This is a genomic window from Paenibacillus paludis, assembly GCF_042610515.1.
Taxonomy (GTDB): Bacteria; Bacillota; Bacilli; order Paenibacillales; family Paenibacillaceae; genus Paenibacillus_AQ.
In genome coordinates this window covers 1-18647 of record NZ_JBGJZP010000041.1, presented here as the reverse complement: position 1 = coordinate 18647, position 18647 = coordinate 1, and the positions used below count along the sequence as shown (strand labels likewise).

At 44.3% G+C, this 18647-nt stretch carries 14 protein-coding genes and 1 pseudogene; 10 read left to right on the top strand and 5 right to left on the bottom strand.

What is annotated here, in order from left to right:
* Positions 1-176 precede the first annotated feature (176 nt).
* Positions 177-536, bottom strand: coding sequence for a winged helix-turn-helix transcriptional regulator (locus ACAN56_RS35295; protein WP_379148754.1), 360 nt, complete (start codon positions 534-536; stop codon positions 177-179).
* 199 nt (positions 537-735) lie between these two features.
* Here ACAN56_RS35295 and ACAN56_RS35290 point away from each other — a divergent pair, with 199 nt between their 5' ends.
* From ACAN56_RS35290 to ACAN56_RS35275, 4 genes are all read left to right on the top strand, one after another.
* The gene (locus ACAN56_RS35290) at positions 736-1461 is read left to right on the top strand and encodes an SDR family oxidoreductase (RefSeq protein WP_379148752.1); all 726 of its coding nucleotides are present in this window, start codon (positions 736-738) and stop codon (positions 1459-1461) included.
* 304 nt (positions 1462-1765) lie between these two features.
* Positions 1766-2311 carry a PepSY domain-containing protein gene (locus ACAN56_RS35285; protein ID WP_379148750.1) on the top strand — a complete coding sequence of 182 codons (546 nt, stop codon included), beginning with the start codon at positions 1766-1768 and terminating at the stop codon, positions 2309-2311.
* Positions 2312-2392: 81 nt separating this feature from the next.
* Entirely contained in the window at positions 2393-3097 is a 705-nt protein-coding gene (locus tag ACAN56_RS35280; RefSeq protein WP_038591828.1) for a response regulator transcription factor, read from the top strand.
* The gene (locus ACAN56_RS35275) at positions 3094-4476 is read left to right on the top strand and encodes a sensor histidine kinase (protein ID WP_379148747.1); all 1383 of its coding nucleotides are present in this window, start codon (positions 3094-3096) and stop codon (positions 4474-4476) included. The genes ACAN56_RS35280 and ACAN56_RS35275 overlap by 4 nt, the downstream gene beginning before the upstream one ends.
* Before the next feature lie 268 nt (positions 4477-4744).
* On the opposite strand, the pseudogene ACAN56_RS35270 reads toward ACAN56_RS35275, so the two are convergent.
* From ACAN56_RS35270 to ACAN56_RS35255, 4 genes and pseudogenes are all read right to left on the bottom strand, one after another.
* Positions 4745-5233: pseudogene (locus ACAN56_RS35270) on the bottom strand (C40 family peptidase); the annotation flags it as partial.
* A gap of 397 nt (positions 5234-5630) precedes the next feature.
* Positions 5631-6824: an enoyl-ACP reductase FabV gene (gene fabV, locus ACAN56_RS35265; RefSeq protein ID WP_379148746.1), complete on the bottom strand. Its 1194-nt coding sequence runs from the start codon at positions 6822-6824 to the stop codon at positions 5631-5633.
* A 1029-nt stretch (positions 6825-7853) separates the two neighbouring features.
* Positions 7854-8309, bottom strand: a complete 456-nt coding sequence (locus ACAN56_RS35260) for a transposase (protein WP_231578269.1) — start codon at positions 8307-8309, stop codon at positions 7854-7856.
* A complete protein-coding gene (locus ACAN56_RS35255) occupies positions 8282-8563 on the bottom strand; it encodes an IS110 family transposase (RefSeq protein WP_231578486.1) in 282 nt (93 codons plus the stop codon). Before ACAN56_RS35255 ends, ACAN56_RS35260 begins: the two co-directional genes overlap by 28 nt.
* Positions 8564-9161: 598 nt before the next feature.
* Here ACAN56_RS35255 and ACAN56_RS35250 point away from each other — a divergent pair.
* The 6 genes from ACAN56_RS35250 to ACAN56_RS35225 all read left to right on the top strand — a co-directional run bounded on the left by ACAN56_RS35250 (position 9162) and on the right by ACAN56_RS35225 (position 17958).
* A complete protein-coding gene (locus ACAN56_RS35250; protein WP_038591834.1) occupies positions 9162-10874 on the top strand; it encodes a sensor histidine kinase in 1713 nt (570 codons plus the stop codon).
* Positions 10871-12277, top strand: coding sequence for a response regulator transcription factor (locus ACAN56_RS35245; RefSeq protein ID WP_038591837.1), 1407 nt, complete (start codon positions 10871-10873; stop codon positions 12275-12277). The genes ACAN56_RS35250 and ACAN56_RS35245 overlap by 4 nt, the downstream gene beginning before the upstream one ends.
* A 371-nt stretch (positions 12278-12648) precedes the next feature.
* Entirely contained in the window at positions 12649-14385 is a 1737-nt protein-coding gene (locus ACAN56_RS35240; RefSeq protein WP_038591840.1) for a type 2 periplasmic-binding domain-containing protein, read from the top strand.
* Positions 14386-14445: 60 nt separating this feature from the next.
* Complete coding sequence (locus tag ACAN56_RS35235; protein WP_052092081.1) at positions 14446-15360, top strand: ABC transporter permease; 915 nt, start codon at positions 14446-14448, stop codon at positions 15358-15360.
* Between the two features lie 13 nt (positions 15361-15373).
* Complete coding sequence (locus ACAN56_RS35230) at positions 15374-16267, top strand: carbohydrate ABC transporter permease (protein WP_038591843.1); 894 nt, start codon at positions 15374-15376, stop codon at positions 16265-16267.
* 62 nt (positions 16268-16329) lie between these two features.
* Positions 16330-17958: a glycoside hydrolase family 13 protein gene (locus ACAN56_RS35225; protein WP_379148740.1), complete on the top strand. Its 1629-nt coding sequence runs from the start codon at positions 16330-16332 to the stop codon at positions 17956-17958.
* The last annotated feature ends 689 nt before the right edge of the window (positions 17959-18647 follow it).

The window sequence follows — 18647 nt, the reverse complement described above, 5'->3', positions numbered from 1 at the left end:
TTTTCTACAAGGATTATATATTACGCCAGAATTTATATGCTTCACGCTATAAATTATCCTTCTATTTCTCGCTGAAACGGATACCGTCCTTTTGAGGACGGCGAAGCCGTTTCCACTTGGCCCGGCTTGAAAGTATGGCAAGACTCCGGGTTTTTTTGCCGTTACCGGAATCCACGTTATTCTGATTGGCAGCACCCAGTCTCTTTATATCCTTCCAGCACTTTTAGATGCTCCCGCCCCCAGCCGCACATGTTGTCCAAAAGGGTGCTCAGCGTTTTACCGTGAGCGGAGAGGCTGTATTCAACCTTTGCGGGGATACTGGGGAACACTTTCCGTTCTATTAACATGGCCTCTTCCAGCTCCCGGAGCTGTTTGGACAGGGTCCCTTGCGAGACATCCGGAATGAGGCGCCGCAGTTCACCGAAGCGCTTCGTGCCGTCGATTAATAAAATGAATAAAATCAGCGGCTTCCATTTCCCCTCGATCGCTTCGAGTGTTGCCAGCACCCCGTCCAGTCTGGGCTCTTGCAGATTCACAGATCATTTCCTCCTTAACCTTCTTGTAGATGTACTTTTATCATACCGGAATATATTTTTTTGTGCATCCTTCGCAGTCCGCACACCACCTGAAGGTACGAAAATTCGTACCAGGTACGAATAAAGTGCGTACTGGACGACGACACTCTTTCATTCCATAATGAACAAAAATGTACAGAACCACGGAGGAGAAACAGATATGGACTATTGGAATTTAGCAGATAAGAAAGTGGTCGTTATTGGAGGAAGCTCGGGTATCGGTTTAGCTACGGCTGTGGCTGCCGCCAAGCTAGGGGCGCAGGTCATCATCGCAGGGCGGTCGCAGGACAAGCTGCTTCAGGCGGCGGAGCATGTGAAACAGCAGTCAGGAAGCGTTATTGAGTTCCATGTGCTGGATAACCGGAATGAAAGTCAGCTGCAGCAGTTTTTTGCGCAAATCGGAACGTTTGACCACTTGTTTACGCCTGGCGCTGCTTATGTTCGCGGTCCGCACACGGCAGACCGCGATGTTGCGGTCAGCTGTTTTGAGGGCAAGTTCTGGCCGCAGTACTTTGCTGCTAAATATGCTGTGCCTTATTTGTCAGCAACCGGCTCAATAGTGCTGATGTCCGGAGCATTCAGTCAGCGGCCGCTGGATGGAGGGGCTTCTTACGCCGCGTGCAACGGTGCGATCGAGAGCTTAGGCAAAGCGCTGGCAGTGGAGTTAGCCCCCGCTCGTGTTAATGTGGTATCACCCGGCACGATCTGGAGAGAGGGACAGGAGGGCAGTGCACGGGGAGAACATTTTAAAGAATACGAGAAGCTGTCGCTTCTGGGACGTGTGGGCTATGATGAGGAGGTTGCGCATACGGTACTATACCTGATGACGAATCCCTTCACTACAGGCAGCACCTTGTTCCCGGATGGGGGTTATCTTTTGCAGTAGCATCTGCTTCGTTTACATGTTGGGACGTCAACATAGCCGATGGCGGTTTCAATCCTAAGATTACCTTCGAGTGAAAATAAATTAACAAAACACCCGTGAGTATTGGCGGGTGTTTTGCTTTTTTATAACTCTTTTTCACCAGAACACGCTGCTGAAACGGTCATACATATTTAATGCTTTGTATCGGTAGCATCATACATAGTGATAGAGACTAAGGGATTTCTAATGTGATTCTAAGAGTGCTCTAATTTATTGAAATTATACTTTGAGATGTAAGAAGATATCGAATTCAAGGAGGAAGAAAATGAATAAGAAGTGGCTTTTATCTGTTGGTTTAGTTAGTGCGGTGACACTTGGAAGTGGAGCTTTACTGCACTCAGCCTTTGCAGCATCCAATGTTTCGGTCAAAACAACTGCCCAGACAACTGGACAAGCTGTATCGGATGGAGATGGAGAAACTGCTGATGATCAGGTCAATTCAACCCTAAATTCTACCCAGGAGCAATCGGACGGAGACGGAGAAGTTGCGGATGATCAGGAGCAATCAGACGGTGACGGAGAAGTTGCAGATGCTAAGGAAGAAGCTGATTTATTGAAGCAGGCTAAAATCTCAAAACAGCAAAGCATTACCCTTGCGCAAGGTCAGGTGAAGGGAACCGTAAAACAAGTAGAGCTTGAAGACGAAGATGGTGCTGTGGTTTACAGTGTTGAAATTATCAGCGATTCGAAGTTGGAAACTGAAGTGAAGGTGGATGCAATAACCGGCAAAATCATTAAAGTTGAGAAAGCCGATGCTTCATATACGGACAACAACCAACAGGAGCAAGATACAGAAACTGCTGATGAATAATAAATGAAAGAGGACAGGATACTACTCCAATACGGGGGGGTTCCTGTCCTTTTTTCGGCTTAAAAATGGTTAAAAGGGGAAATGTCATTGGTACATTCAATACTGATTGTTGAAGATGAAGTGAAAATTTCACGCCTTCTGGAGTTGGAGCTGACCTATGAGGGCTACCATGTAGAAATTGCCGAAAACGGCAGGGACGGATTGGAGAAAGCGCTCGCTCAAGGCTGGAATCTAATCATTTTGGATATCATGCTTCCGGAACTTAATGGTGTGGAAGTCTTAAGAAGATTAAGAAAAGTAGATGCCTATACTCCAGTGATTCTGGTAACTGCCCGAAATAGCACGTCCGAAAAAGTAGCAGGTTTAGATCAGGGGGCAAATGATTACATTACCAAACCGTTTGAGATTGAAGAACTACTGGCCAGAATTAGAGCAAATATCAGGCTTGGCGGCGAAAAGTCCAATTCTCCACAAGAACCGTCAATTATTCAAATCAATAATCTGATCATTAACAAACATACCAGAGATGTGATCCGTGAAGGCCAAAAGATTGAGCTTACCCCTAAAGAGTTCGATTTATTGGTTTTTCTGACAGAGAATAAAAACCAAGTACTGAACCGGGAGCAAATTATTAATCACGTTTGGGGTTATGATTTTGTTGGAGATACGAATGTTGTTGATGTTTATATCCTATATGTTAGAAAAAAGATCGATTCCGGTTTCAAGAATAAGTTAATCAAAACAATTCGCGGCATCGGATACTGCATCAAGGAGGAAGACGGTTGAAGCTAGGAACTAAAATCACCTTGTTGACCTCTCTTTTGCTTATTGGCATATTATTGTGCGTTGATATTGCAGTATATTTGTTATTCATTAAAAATGCCGGCCAAAATGCGGGTGAAATGCTCTTAAGTAAATGGGAGCCAATTATTGCGCAAGCAGAATACTTGAGCAAAGAAGCTCAGGAGACTTTACTTTATAATTCATTAACAGAAGATACCCTCATTCGAATTTCCGTCCCTGGCTCTAATATCGTGCGAAATATCTCGAATGATGCTGATTTTGATTTGAATGAGATTCCGTTTAGCTATAGCAAAACTAAAAGTACTAAACTTTTACATCATGACGGGAGAAGAATACTTATCGTCTATATTCCTGTGATGAACGCGAGCGGGACCTTAGACCGTTTTGAAATTGCTGAGAAATTAGATGATTTGGAGACCAACATTCAAATTCTTGTGACAATACTGACGTTCACCACTTTCGGAGCAGCCTTAGTCTGTATGTTGGGTGGAAGCATTCTCTCCCGTACAATCGTTAAGCCTATTGCAAGCAGTATAAGAACGATGAGGGAGATTGAAAGCAGTCTCACTTATAAGAAGATTCCTTTTAAAAGAAAGGGAACTGATGAAATCTATGAAATGACGGAGACTTTCAATCGAATGATCGAAAGACTGGAGGAGAGCTTTTGGAATCAGCAGCAATTTGTCTCCGATGCCTCTCATGAACTCAATACGACTCTAATGATCATAGAGGGCTATTCGAACATGCTTAGACGCTGGGGAGCCCAGGATAAAAAAGTGCAGGAAGAAGCCGTGAAGTCCATCTACGAGGAAACTAAACGGATGAGGGTAATGACTCAGCAGCTGCTAAATTTGGCTTCATCCCAGCAAGGGGGACAATTTACGTTGAGTTCGGTGGATTTAATCCAAACCTGTAAACAGGTGATTGCTCACTTCGGTCAATTAAGCTCCAGAAAAATCGTAGTTCATACAAGGGAGAAGCAATTAGCGATACAAGCGGATCACAGCAAAATTAAACAGCTAATGATTATTTTGCTCGATAACGCCTTGAAATACAGCACGGCCGCTATAGAACTGCATTTAACCAGCCAACACGACTGTGTTCAATTTATCGTTAAAGATTATGGAATCGGAATTCCTCCAGAGGAGGTAAAACATGTGTTTGAACGTTTTTACCGTATCGACAGCTCTCGCCACAGGAAGACAGGAGGGACTGGACTTGGACTGCCTATTGCAAAAGCAATTGTGAAGGAGCATCAAGGATCGATCCGAATTGAGAGCAGTGAAGGTAAGGGAACAGAAGTAATTGTTGAGCTGCCGACAATACCTCGCTCATCCGTAGTGCTTGATTATCAGGTTTAAATTTATCTTTGAAAGAAGGATCTGCTCTTTTGATGCCAAATCAGCTGCCGTAGCTGGAAAAGCAATACATTCGGTAAACAGCAAGCCGCCTCTGATTATTCAGAGGCGGCTTGCTTAATTGATTAATATATTAATTTACGGCTTTCTCACCATCTTGTCCCGTTTGATCAGGAAAAGGATTAACGGATGGTGCGGGAACTGAAGCAGCGGGGGATATTGTTTCTGGGCTGCTGTTTACAGAGTTCACTGTTACTTGTCCGTTTGTAGGCAATACCCGGCGTGCTGTTGTGTAATGAGAATTCCACCAGCCTGTATTCAGCGGAGTGATCGTCACTCCCCCTTTTCCAAACGTGTGGAGAATCTTTCCATCGCCCATATAAATGGCTACATGATGTATAGGAGAATAGAAGAATACAAGGTCTCCAGGTTGCAGCTGATCCCTAGTTACGAACGTTCCGACATTGGACTGTTGACTGGATGAGCGGGGAATAGATACTCCATTTTGTTTAAATACAAACTGAGTAAATGAGGAGCAATCGAAAGCATCAGTTTTACCGGACTGCGCCCCGAATTTATAAGGGACTCCTTGGTATTTCAGACCAGTTGAAATAACTTTATCCCCAACAGTTGCAGCTGTTGCTGCATAAGCCGTGCTGGTGCTGTCTATAAATCCAGTTCCTGCAGACAACAAGGCTATACCTAGAGTGACACCAATACCCAAATTGCGAAACCGTCTTTTACTGTGAGTTGTATTCATATGTTACCTCCCGTTGTTGTAATCTGGGTGATCACCTGAATACACTGTAGCACGTTAAATATTTACATAAATTGTTAAGGGTTGAAATTTTGTTCTCTCCTTGAGGGATTACCGCCTTTTATTAGAGTACGATTAGAATTTTCACATCTGTTTCTTATTGACAGGTCGCCCGGGAATGGGCACAAGCGCTTGTCCTCCGAAGTAAGAAGGACAAAACCTGTCCTATCGTAAAGATTAAACATTCTACAAGAGATGAGAAAGCGCTGATAACCGGAACAATAAATATCCCAGCTCCGACTTCAGTCCCAGGTCAGCCGCGATCAAGAATATAAAGCGGCGTCCCGCTCCCGCATAACAGCACTTCTTTCTTATCTAGTTACATGATACATGTCAGACTTTATTGGTATAAGTTTGGTATAGCAACTTCCGGGTTCGTGTCTGCTTCATAGTTGATATCAGCATTCTCAAAGCCAAACAACTGGAAGAACTCTCTGCGGTAGCCTTGCAGGTCGGTAAGTTCATTCATATTCTCTGTGGACAAAAGGTTCCAGATGCGGGTTACCTCAGCTTGAACGGCAGGCGACATTTCGCAGTCATCAATACGAATGCGTCCTTCCTCATCCAGCGGAACTTCTCCACTTGTATAGAGACGATCTGCAAACAGGCGGTACGTCTGTTCAATACAGCCTTCGTGCAGTTCTAGTTCCTTCATCACTTTGTATAGGACTGAGATGTATAAAGGAACAACCGGCAAGGCGGAACTCGATTGGGTCACCAGCCCTTTACTAACCACGACGAATGCGCGACCGCCATGAACCTTCATCTGCGCGTTAAGCTCTCTGGCGGTGGCTTCCAGATGATCCTTAGCCCGGCCGATGGTTCCGGAGCGGTAGACCGCATCCGTAAGCTCCGGCCCGATATAGGAGTAAGCTATCGTTGTCGCATCGTCTGCCAGCACATCTGCTTCCCGGAGAGCATTAATCCACAGCAGCCAATCTTCACCGCCCATCACTTTGACCGTGCCGCGGATTTCCTCTTCTGTGGCAGGCTCAATAGATATGGTGCTTACTTCACCGGTATGGAAGTCTACCGTTTTATTAGTGTAGGTGCGCCCGATAGGCTTCAGCGCAGATTGATACACCTCACCTGTCTGCGGATCACTCCGTCGTCCTGTAGAAACACTGTAGACCACAAGATCGACCTGTCCCAGCTTCTGGCGGATCAGCTCAATCGTTCGCTCTTTGGTTTCTTGCGAGAAAGCATCACCGGCGACACTGTAGGACTGCAGGCCTGCTTCTTCGGCAAGCCGTTCAAACGCCGCTGAATTATACCAGCCAGCGGATGCTGTCCGTTTTCCGTTTGGACTGCTCTGCCGGTACACGCCCACTGTGCTTGCGCCCGCACCGAAAGCAGATGTAATACGGGAAGCAAGACCATATCCGGTTGAGGCTCCAATTACCAGAACATTACGGGGGCCCTGGATCTTCGGCCGTTTTGTTATCGCTTGTATTTGCTGCTGAACTTGGCTGGCGCATCCCTCTGGATGTGCAGTTGTGCATATGAAGCCGCGTGTTCTTGGTTTGATTATCATGGTCTATGCTCCTCACTTTATGTATATTGACGTGACAGGAAACACTTGTTTGTATTCAATACTTCTCATATGTTTATTACTGTAAAATCGACAAAAATACAATATACTCCCTTTTTATTACAAATGCACAAAAGGAAGCTATTCCTAAATTTTGAATGGTTTAAAAAAAGGGGGAGGGTTATGGCTTTTTGGAATACAGGACCAATTGAAAATAACGCATGAAGTCCTCCGTAGTGAACAATCTGATTCGTCCGAGACAAAATAAATCATTGAGTGAAAGATGAAGGATAGTTGAATCAAACAAGGAGTAGTTTGCCACGGCAGAGCCGCTACCTTGTTTTCATTAAGCTCAAATTAGGTAAGAGGCTGGTGCAACAATCAGAGCAGGATTAATCTCCCATGAGTGCTTCCAGATAGGAGTGACAATCTGTGATGCACCGTGATCGTTGGAGTCAGACTAACGGATGGGCTCGTAGGCACCATAGCTTATCCACCTTCTTCTTCCAGCCATAGTAGCAGTATAACAGATACATATATTTTCATCATCTGTGGTGCGTCGTTTGCGCTGCATGTATGGCTAACGGGAAACGATAGTTGAAAAAAACCAAACCAACTCGGCAGTTCAGTCCAAAAGGAAAGGCTGCTTTTGATTGAACTACTATGAAAATTCATTGCACCAAAGTGTGGAAAAAGGCAGCACTAAAGAAGACGCAGCTCGTTCGTTTTTTAAAAGGGGAGAGCGCCAGAATAGCTTTTTATTGCAGCTTTATACAGATTAAGTGCCTTCTGGTTTAGTGATGGTAATGGAGTAGCCTAGTCCTTCAAGTCTGCGTAAAGCATGTCGCACAATGGACTGTTCCCTTTGCTTATCAAAGTAGTCTTCCCCTAGATCAACATACATTTCTTTACGAGTTAGAAGGTAATAGGAGATTCTCAACATGGCATGGGCGACTACTATTCCTGCTCGTTTCCTTCCTTTCCGTGCAGCTGTACGCCTATAAAGTGCACCGAGGTAGTTCTTTTAACCTTTTACGGAGCAGCTTCCGTTAAGCCTGATCTCAAATATTTATTGCCCTTTTTGGTTTTAGCCGATTTCCTTTTGCCCGCACTTTCGTTATGGCCAGGAACAAGTCCTGCGCAGGAACACATATGAGCTGCGCTTGAAAACTGGTTTTTAATATCAGTACCGATTTCAGCCAGGATTTGTTCGGCCATTCGTGTTGATATGCCTGGAATTGAGTCTAATCGTTCGATATCTTCTTGGTAAGGATTTACTCGCCGTGCAACTTCTTGATCCAGCATATCAATTTGTTGAGTTAGAAAGTCGATGTGAGTTAGAATGGTTTTTATCATTAGGCGTTGATGGGGGCTTGCGTATCCTTGGAGGGCAAGTTCAAGTTCGTCTTTTTTTCGTTTTAGTGTTCGAAGGGCCATGTTGGCCAGTTGCTCAGGATCATCTATACCTTCAGCAATCGCATAAAGCATGTATCTAGAGGAAACTCCCATAATATCTGAGACAACGGAACCAAGCTTAATATTGCTCTCTCTAATACTTTTTGGATTCGATTATGCGGTCTGGCACGTTCTTCGATGATACTCCGACGATAACGAACAAGCTCTCTTAACTCACATTGATTACGGTCTGGAATGAAACTGGCTTTGATCAGGCCGTGGCGAAGGAGTTGGCAAATCCATTCTGCATCTTTAACATCGGTTTTGCGTCCAGGTACAGCTTTCATATGCTGGGCATTAAGCAGTAATATTGTCTTTATGGACATCCATACCGCACGCCCGTTCAATAATTACATCCACGCCATTCAACCTTTCTACGGCATCATGATTGGAGATTGGTGCAACAACCAGAATAGGATTAATCTACTATGAGTGCTTCCCAGCGGGAGCAACATTCAGTGGTGCACCGAGGTCGTTGGAGTCAGAATAACGGATGGGCTCTAATCGCACCATAGTTCATCGACCTTCCTCTCCCAGCCGTACTTCCAGTATAAAATACCGAGCTGAAATTTTCATTCTCTGTGGTGCAGCGCTGATTTTGCGCTGCATGGTTGGCTAACGGGCAGCATTGTGGCACCGTTCAGTATGAAAGTGTTTGACTAATTTGAATATCAATCTATAATTATGAAAGAAAATTGGACTTGGACAGGACACAGACAGATTGTCCTGATTTGTGCCCTCCTGAATGGATTGAAATGCCGACATGCTTCAAAATGGCCGAGGGCTATGAGGAAAACGATAATCGGTATAGCTGTATGTATATTCACAGCAAGCTTCCATAAGTAGGAGCTTGTTGTTTCATTTTTAGAAGGAGAACAGGTCAAAATGACACTAAAAAAAAGAATCTTTTTATTGTTCTTTCTCAGTGCGTTTATCCCCTTTATCAGCATATTTGCAATTTCTTACTATACCATTGACTCCATTTTCGCAAATAAGATCGATGATGGCATCCGTAGCAATTTACAGCAGGTGACATCCTCATTGGAGAATTCAATCACCAATCTGAATCACGTTACGCAGCAATTGTCTTACAGTGGCACTGTAGGCAAAAGGATGGATGAATTTTTGAATCCGTCCTCCGATATCTTCGAATTGATCGAGGCCAGGGACGAATTAAAGAGCGAGTTAAGCGTTGTCACGTTTACCAATCCAAATATCGGTTTGACCTTATATTACTTCCAGAAAGAAGGCACTACGCAGTTCGGTAACTTTCCGATCAAGGATCATTTTTCTCCTGAGTCTTTGCCTGTGCTCTTCCAAACCTATGGAATTAAGTACTATGGTCCCCATATCAGCATGAATCGATTCGATGACAAACTCGTTCTGTCTGCTATGCGAAGAGTACAACTTCCCAAAAGGGACGATGCGTACATTTACGTAGAATCCGGCTTTCGTCTTACAGAGGATATCTTGGGTTACAATCAATACAACGGCGCTTTATCTCATTTGATCCTGGATGGAGAAGGCAACATTGTGTACAGTGAAATACCGGAAGCCATGAAGGTCGGGGAGAATTTCTCCAGCTTAACAGTCGACCCTGTGAAGGACGGAATATCCCGCGGGTACCACTGGTTTAAAGAGGATTCCTCACAGAAATGGAGTATCGTATCGGTCATTTCACAGGCTCAATATCAACAGGAGAAAAACCAGTGGCTGCTTCAAATATTGCTGGTCGCTTTATTTTTCCTTGGCTTTACCGTATTTCTTGCTTGGCTTCTGTGGAAGATGGTCTACAAACCACTCGGACTCTTCCATTCCGAAATCAATGGGATGTCCAAGAATCCACAATCGACAGGGAGCCGAGCTCGAACTCAGATTCCCGAATTTGATTTTCTGCTGGGTGAATTTACCAATATGCAGCATCAAATCGGTGACCTCTTCAAGGAAGTGCAGCAGAAAGAGAAGATTCGTGCAGACCTGGAAGTGGAAAAACTGCTCTATCAGATCAACCCGCACTTTCTGATGAATACGCTGGATACGGTGCACTGGCTGGCCGTCATGAACGGACAAGGGGAGATCGACAAGCTGGTGCAGTCCTTGAACAAGCTGTTGTATTACAATTTGGGCAAATTAGGGCAAGTATCCACGATGGAAGAGGAAATTGATGCGTTAAGGCAGTATCTGATTTTGCAGCAAATTCGATATGACTTTGAATTTGACGTCCGCATTACTGCAGATGAACAAGTGCTTCAAATTCCTGTGCCTCGCTTTATTTTGCAACCGCTGGTTGAAAATTCGCTATATCATGGGTTGAGTGACGAAGGTTTTATTCAAATTGAAGTTACACGCACTGAAACGTTGAACATTATGATACAAGATAATGGTGCAGGCATGACCGAGGAAGCCATTCATAAACTGCTGAACAATCGTGTAGCTGAACAACAAAAAGTAGGGATGGGTATAGGACTCAATTACGTTCACCGTATGTTGAAGGCACAGTACGGGGATCAAGCACAACTGGTGATCGAGAGTGAAGTGGGAACGGGGACAAGCATACTGCTCATATTGCCTATTAAAGGAGAAGATATCCCGGCATGATTAAGGTATTGATTGTGGATGACGATAAGCTCGTACGCAAAGGCATTAGCTCTGCGATGCCATGGAACGAGTTCAACATGGAAGTTGTAGGAGAAGCAAGTAACGGGGCGAAAGCACTGGATTTTCTGAAATCCCAACCGGTCGATCTAATGTTGACGGATCTTGCCATGCCGGTAATGTCAGGGATTGAACTGATGCATGCTGCGAGGCAGCTCTATCCGGAACTTCATATCGTTGTGTTAACACTGCATCAGGATTTCGATTATATCCAGGAAGCGCTCAGGCTGGGAGCCATCGACTATATAGCCAAAGTCCAGCTGGAGAAAGAGCAATTCGAACATGTTCTGCATCGGATACATACCCGAATTAACGGGTTGACGAACACGAAAATAAAGATGCCTTCACAGAATGCAATTAATGTCCATTATCGAAATGTGTATGCACTTGTTTCACTGGATCGCAAATCAGAACATACGTGGACAATGGAGCTAACTGCGCATGAAGAAGAGATAAGGTGGGAGGTTGAGCGGAATAGCTGGATGTGGGCAGTACCCCAGTACGAAGAGGATCAGCTTTTTCATCAATTAAAGGAATCCCTGAATCAGGTCCCCCAAAGTACGTTGTTGGTTTTGTCTGATGTACAAGAGCGAACGTGGTCGCAAATCAAAAACTGGATTATGAATTATACAGAGACGTCATTATTCTATGCGTACAACCCCAGTGACCAAGTCATTCCCGTTTCGATGAAAGAGGGAGACATATTTTCAAAAGAACCGCAGGATGAGGACATTGACCGGATTAAGCAAAGTTGGTTCCAAACACTATGGACCCATCATGACAGTTACTACAACCAACTTATTGACCAGTTCAAATTATTACGATTACATAAAGGTCAGTTGATGGGATTGCTGTACTCGATCGTTATGGAGTGGAACCACCTTTTTGCCCAAACTACGCTTGGAAGAATCTCCATGATCCATTCTTTCGAGTCCTGGTTCGAGGTCGAAGAGTGGATCAAGCAGACTGCTGCAGGCATTCGAAAGACCGATGAACAGACTTCATATTCACCGGAAATCATCGATGCCGTGAAAAAAGCGGTGATGATCGTGCAACATGATTTGGAGCAGGCATATACAGCTTCAGGTCTCTCCCAACAACTCAACATCAGCCGAAGCTATTTCAGTCAATGTTTCAAAGATCTGATGGGGAAAACCTTTAATGAGTACTCCAGGTTCATCCGGGTAGAGAAGTCCAAAGAGTATTTGCTCAATACGAACAACACGATTTTCTGGATTGCGGAGCGAGTGGGTTATACGGATGAAAAATATTTCAGCCGGATTTTCCGTGAACTGACAGGTCTTCTGCCAAGCGAGTATCGGCAGCTAGGCAGAGGAAATAAATAGCGGATATCTTCCCAATGACCGAACATCCATTTAATGAGAAAAGTGACCGTATTCCATGATCGTTGTAGGCTGTCATGTAAATGATACGAAAGACATTTTATCGATTTTTGATAAATGAAGGCCGACAGCTTCCTGTTTTAGGAGCTGCTGGCCTTTGTTTTTGATCAAGAATAAGGATAGATAGACGAATGTAGGTCAGTAGGTAGGGTATATGCTCACAAGCTAACCAATGTATTATATTACCGACTGAAAACTGTAACCATTTCTCTATCCAAACGGACGTGCAATCCCTATCACGATTGGTCTTCAATCCATTTTATAATGAAAGCGTAAACATAATTGATAATCAGTATAAAGGGGAATCGAACTAGATGAGAACAAAATGGTCCATGAAAAGCAAACGGTTGACGAAGCGTCTGGCCGTGCTGTCCATGTCTGCCTTGATGGTTGCAACCCTCGCGGCATGTGGAGACTCTTCCAATCCTCCTACTGCAGAGGAAGCAGGCAAATATGAGGTAACGCCGGGAGATCCGTTCAGTGCCTATAAAGACGAAATCACCGTAACCATGGGACGGGTGACCACAGCCAACCCGAAACTGCCGGCTGGAGATACCTATGAGAACAACGCGTATACTCGGCTGGTCAAAGACACGTTTAACGCTCAGATTACAGATCAATTTGAAGCCAATGGTGAAGATTATAGCCGTCAAGTTTCGCTCGCCATCGCCTCCGGGGAATTGCCTGACATGATGCGCGTCGATTCCAAAGATGAACTGAAAGAACTGGTGGATAATGATCTGATTGAGGATCTGACAGCCATTTATGATCAATATGCTACGGATAACATCAAGCAGATGTACGATTCCTATGATGGCCGTGCATTAGACAATGCGACGATCGATGGACGTTTGATGGGCCTTCCGGCGACTTCCCTGGATTCCGCACCAACGATGGTTTGGGTCCGTCAAGATTGGCTGGATCTGCTGGGAATTCAACTTGATGCAGACGGAGACGGGACCATCTCGCTGGATGAAGTGGAGAAAACAGCGCTGGAATTCCTGAAAAGAGATCCTGGCCAATCCGGGAACCCGGTAGGTATTCCATTTGTGAACACGCTGAATACAACAGATTATAATGGCTCTGCTTATACCATGCTGGGAGTTGCCTCAACCGAGGGAGCGTTCCCGCAATATTGGATGGATGGTGAAGAGGGCAAAATCGTGTATGGTTCCACGACAGAAGAAACCAAGCAAATGCTGGGCATCATGGCGGATTGGTTCAAGAATGGCATCATTGACCCGCAATTTGGGACCCGCACGTTTGATGACATTACTGCACTCTACACCAATGGCCAAAGCGGTATCGCTTTTGGACCGTGGCATATCCCTGACTGGGGACTGATCAGCGTGAAGCAGATGGATAAAAATGCAAAATTCTCGGCGTATACGTTGGAGGATGCAGACGGCAATGTCAACGTGGCACATGCCAATCCATCCAATCAGTTTATCGTGGTGAAAAAAGGATATGAACACCCTGAGCTGGCCGTTAAGATTGTAAACCTGTTCTACGATAAACTGGCTAATGATAAAGATGCCGCAGCAACCATGCCGGAAGCTGCCAAGTATCAAGAGACCGGGGTAGACGGTTCTACGAGACCTTTTAATATCGAAGTCAACTCGGCTACATCGCTGCTGGATGATTACTCTGACGTCGTTCGTGGGATTAAAGGAGAGATTGGCCTGGATGAGGTTCGTACAACCGAATCGAAGAACAATATCGGAAGCATCAAAACCTATTTAAGCGACATGGATACGGATGACGCGACTGCTTGGTCGAAATATCATTCGCGGATCAACGGAGTTGGACTGATCGACAAACTGACACAGGAAAACAAATTCGTCTGGATGACACCTACTTTCTCTGGAACTACATCAAGCATGAAACAGACGTGGGCCAATCTGACGAAGTTGGAGCAGGAATCGTTTATCAAAATCGTGACCGGTTCAGAACCGCTCGATTACTTTGATACATTCGTCAGCAATTGGAAGAAACAAGGTGGTGATCAAATCATTCAGGAAATTGAAGACGAGGTCGCATCAAAACAATAAACATCATGAACAGTGGCAGGGCTGCGATACGCAGCCTTTCTTCAAGAAAGGGGTTCATCCATGAAACAGGAGAATTTGAAAGCAAGGGGCCGGCTTGGCGCAGGTGCCATGTACCATATGATGATGCTGCCAGGCATTTTGTTTTTGCTTATATTCAGCTATGTTCCAATGGTCGGCATCATTACGGCTTTTCAGGACTATATACCCGCCAAGGGCATGTTCGGCTCCGAATTTGTAGGGCTGAAGCATTTTATTTATATGTTTAAGCTGCCGGATATCGCGCAGGTCGTCAGCAATACGTTGGTGATTGCTATTGGCAAGATTCTGCTCGGAACGATGATGGCCATCATTTTTTCCGTTTTGTTAAATGAAATTCGTATTAAATACGTAAAAAAATCCGTGCAGACTATTGTTTATCTGCCGCACTTTCTATCTTGGGTTGTACTGGCATCCGTCGTTGTCAACATGTTCAGTTTGGACGGAATTGTGAATCAAATGTTGGCGTTCTTTGGCCTGGAAAATATTAATTTCCTTGGCAGCAACACCTGGTTCCAGCCACTGATTATCGGAACAGACGTGTGGAAGGAGTTTGGTTACAGTTCCATCGTCTATTTGGCTGCTATTACGTCGATTGATCCCGGTCTGTATGAAGCGGCAGGAATGGATGGAGCCAGTTGGTGGAGAAAAGTATGGCATATTACGTTGCCGGGCATGCTCCCTATTATTCTGCTCATGGGTGTAATGAGCCTGACCAATATTTTGAGCGCCGGTTTCGATCAAATCTATAATCTGTATAACCCGGTTGTCTATGAGTCGGGCGATATTCTGGATACCTATGTCTACCGGATCGGTCTCGTTGGGCGACAGTATAGCTTCGGTACGGCTGTTGGCTTGTTCAAGTCCGTGATCGGCATTGTTTTACTCTTGTCTGCCAACCAGTTGGCCAAAAAATATACGGACCGAAAAATATTCTAAGGAGGCAAAACCTGTGTCCTATTCTGCAAACTTAAAAGATCGAATTGGCCGGTTTGTCATCTATGCTATCGTCATCATGCTGGCATTGGCCTGCCTTCTTCCGTTATGGAATATCGTTGCCATTTCATTCAGTAGCAGCGAGGCGGTATCAGCGAATGCTGTAGGTCTCGTTCCGGTCAATTTTACAACTGCAGCGTATACCAAAATTATTGATGATCCACAGTTCTGGCGTTCCTTTGGCATATCTGTTCTACGTGTCGCGCTTACCCTTGTGCTTAACATGACTCTGATTATTTTGATGGCTTATCCGTTATCCAAATCGAAAAGGGATTTTAAAGGCAGAAACATTTATATGAATATTATGATTTTTGCCATGTTGTTCAGTGGAGGCATGATTCCGAGTTACCTGCTGATCAAAAACCTGGATATGTTGAATACGATTTGGGCACTTGTTCTGCCAGGCGCTGTCCCGATATTCAGTGTCATCCTCGTGATGAACTTCTTCTCCGCTGTACCTAAAGCGCTTGAAGAAGCAGCGTTCATCGATGGGGCGAATCCGCTCCAGGTCTTGTTCAAAGTGTATGTTCCTGTGTCCATTCCTGCGCTGGCAACAGTCGCTCTATTCAGTATCGTGGGTACATGGAATGACTTCTTCAGCGGTTTGATCTATATGACCAAAGTCAGCAATTATCCGCTAATGACCTATATTCAGTCCCTTAACGTGAATATTGCCGATTTGCTTCAAGCCGGCACGAATTCCAGTGAGCTCAGCAACCTGACTGAAATTTCGAAAAAGAACCTGAATGCGGCCAAAATCGTAGTCGCTGTCATCCCGCTATTGCTGATTTATCCGCTGCTGCAAAAATACTTTGTGACTGGCATTGTCGTAGGATCCGTCAAAGAATAACTAGATGCTGTGAGTTGATGAAAATAAACCACGTTTCGTGAGAAAGAGAGGTTGAATGGAACATGAAAAATAAAAAATGGTGGAAAGAAACCGTTGTATATCAAATATATCCACGGAGCTTTCAAGATAGTAACGGAGATGGAATCGGCGACTTGGAGGGCATTGTGTCCCGATTGGATTATTTGCAGGAACTCGGCATCGGTGCGATTTGGTTATCACCCGTTTGCAAGTCCCCTCAAGATGATTATGGGTATGATATTTCAGATTATCAGGATATCGATCCGATGTTTGGGTCTTTGGAAGATATGGAAACGTTAATTCATGAAGCCGGGAAACGAGACATTCGGATCATTATGGATTTGGTGTTGAACCATACATCGGATGAACACCCTTGGTTTCAAGAAGCCAAAAAAAGCAAAGACAATCCGTACCATGACTACTACGTCTGGAGAGATGGCGTTGAAGGAACGCCTCCGAACGACTTGGGGTCCACATTCGGTGGCTCAGCCTGGGAATGGGTGCCTGAGATCGGGCAATATTATTTACATCTATTTTCTGTAAAACAGCCGGATCTTAACTGGGAAAACCCCAAAGTCCGGCAGGAGATATACAACATGATCTATTGGTGGATCGACAAGGGTGTTGGTGGTTTTCGACTTGATGTGATCGACTTAATCGGTAAAGAACCGGATTTGAAGATTACGGGAAACGGGCCTAATCTGCATAAATATATCAGGGAACTGAGCAAAGCGACGTTTCAAAAAGCGGAAGACCTGCTAACCGTTGGAGAAACATGGGGCGCCACTCCGGAAATCGCCAAACTGTACAGCAACCCGGACGGCAGTGAGTTTTCAATGGTATTTCAATTTGAACACATCGGCTTGGATGAACAAGAAGGCAAAGGAAAGTGGGATCTAAAGCCTTTAGATGTTATGTCATTAAAAAAAGTGTTGTCCAAATGGCAGACGGAGCTCAAGGGTGACGCCTGGAACAGTTTGTTCTGGAATAACCACGACTTGCCTCGAATCGTTTCACGTTGGGGAAATGATGGAGAATTCAGGATCGAATCAGCTAAAATGTTGGCCACCCTTCTTCATGGCATGCAAGGTACACCATACATTTATCAGGGTGAAGAATTGGGCATGACGAATGTTCAATATGCTATTGAAGATTATCGGGATATAGAATTGCTCAATTTTTATAAGGAAAGAATGGGGAAAGGTTATCCTGAACGCAACGTTATGGAGTCCATCTACGCCAAAGGACGCGATAACGCACGAACACCTATGCAATGGGATACTTCCGATAACGCTGGTTTTACACGTGGGAAACCATGGATTAAGGTGAATCCGAATTATAAGCACATCCATGCCGAACAAAGTTTGAATAACCCCGAATCCATATTCCATTATTACCGGAAGTTAATTCAATTAAGGAAAGATCATGAAGTAATCGTATATGGTGAATATGAGCTGATCTTTCCAGAGAATCAAGACGTGTTTGCATATACCCGAACATTGAATGGTACCAAAATTCTTGTCGTATGCAATTTCAAAGGATATACGACCGAACTCCCGCTTCAGGGACAATTGGCACAGACGAATCAGCTGTTGATATGCAATTATACAGGTGATATGACGGAGAGCGAATTGCGTCCATACGAAGCAAGAATGTACCTTAGCCATGATTAAAGCATTGCCCCTACAACACCAGAAAGTAATCGCTATAATTTTAGCGTTATTCCTTGTATCACTGAATCATTTAAGCATTCATTTGGTGATAGTATTTTTAAAGTAATAGGATTTTCTCTATGGACAAACGAAGAAAATTCAGGCTTACATTTACCCGTGATAATTGGCATTATTCTCTTGATCATGGGATTTATTGGAGCGGTAAGGTATTTTCGTTCTAGATACCCTAAGATTTTAAGTCGATTAGTTATAGGTTGTATTGCATTTTTTCTTGTTTTTCCCTTTTTAACTGAAGGGGTGATGTTTTTAGTAAAGTACAACTCTAATGGAATTGATTCAATTGATATATGTAGTGTAGTTTTAAATCAGAAGAGAATATTGTAACAGCTGATTGTTCTTTCACATTATTCAATTATGGGGAAGTAGATAAAATTGCAATCAACCCGATCCTTCCAAATTATCTAGATGATGTAGACATTGTCTATACAAGAAGTTGGCTTTGAAGTAGTGAAGGTTCGTGAACGCACTTACGTTATGCCGCCATTATCATCACAAACTGTTAAACTCCCTCGAAATGATTCAGTTTCTTCACCCAGACTCATGAATTCGCAGGATTTCATCCTGTAGTTAAAGTGATGAAGAGGATGATGAAGGAGCCGGTGGCAGGGAGGTGGAGAATTGGGCATGCG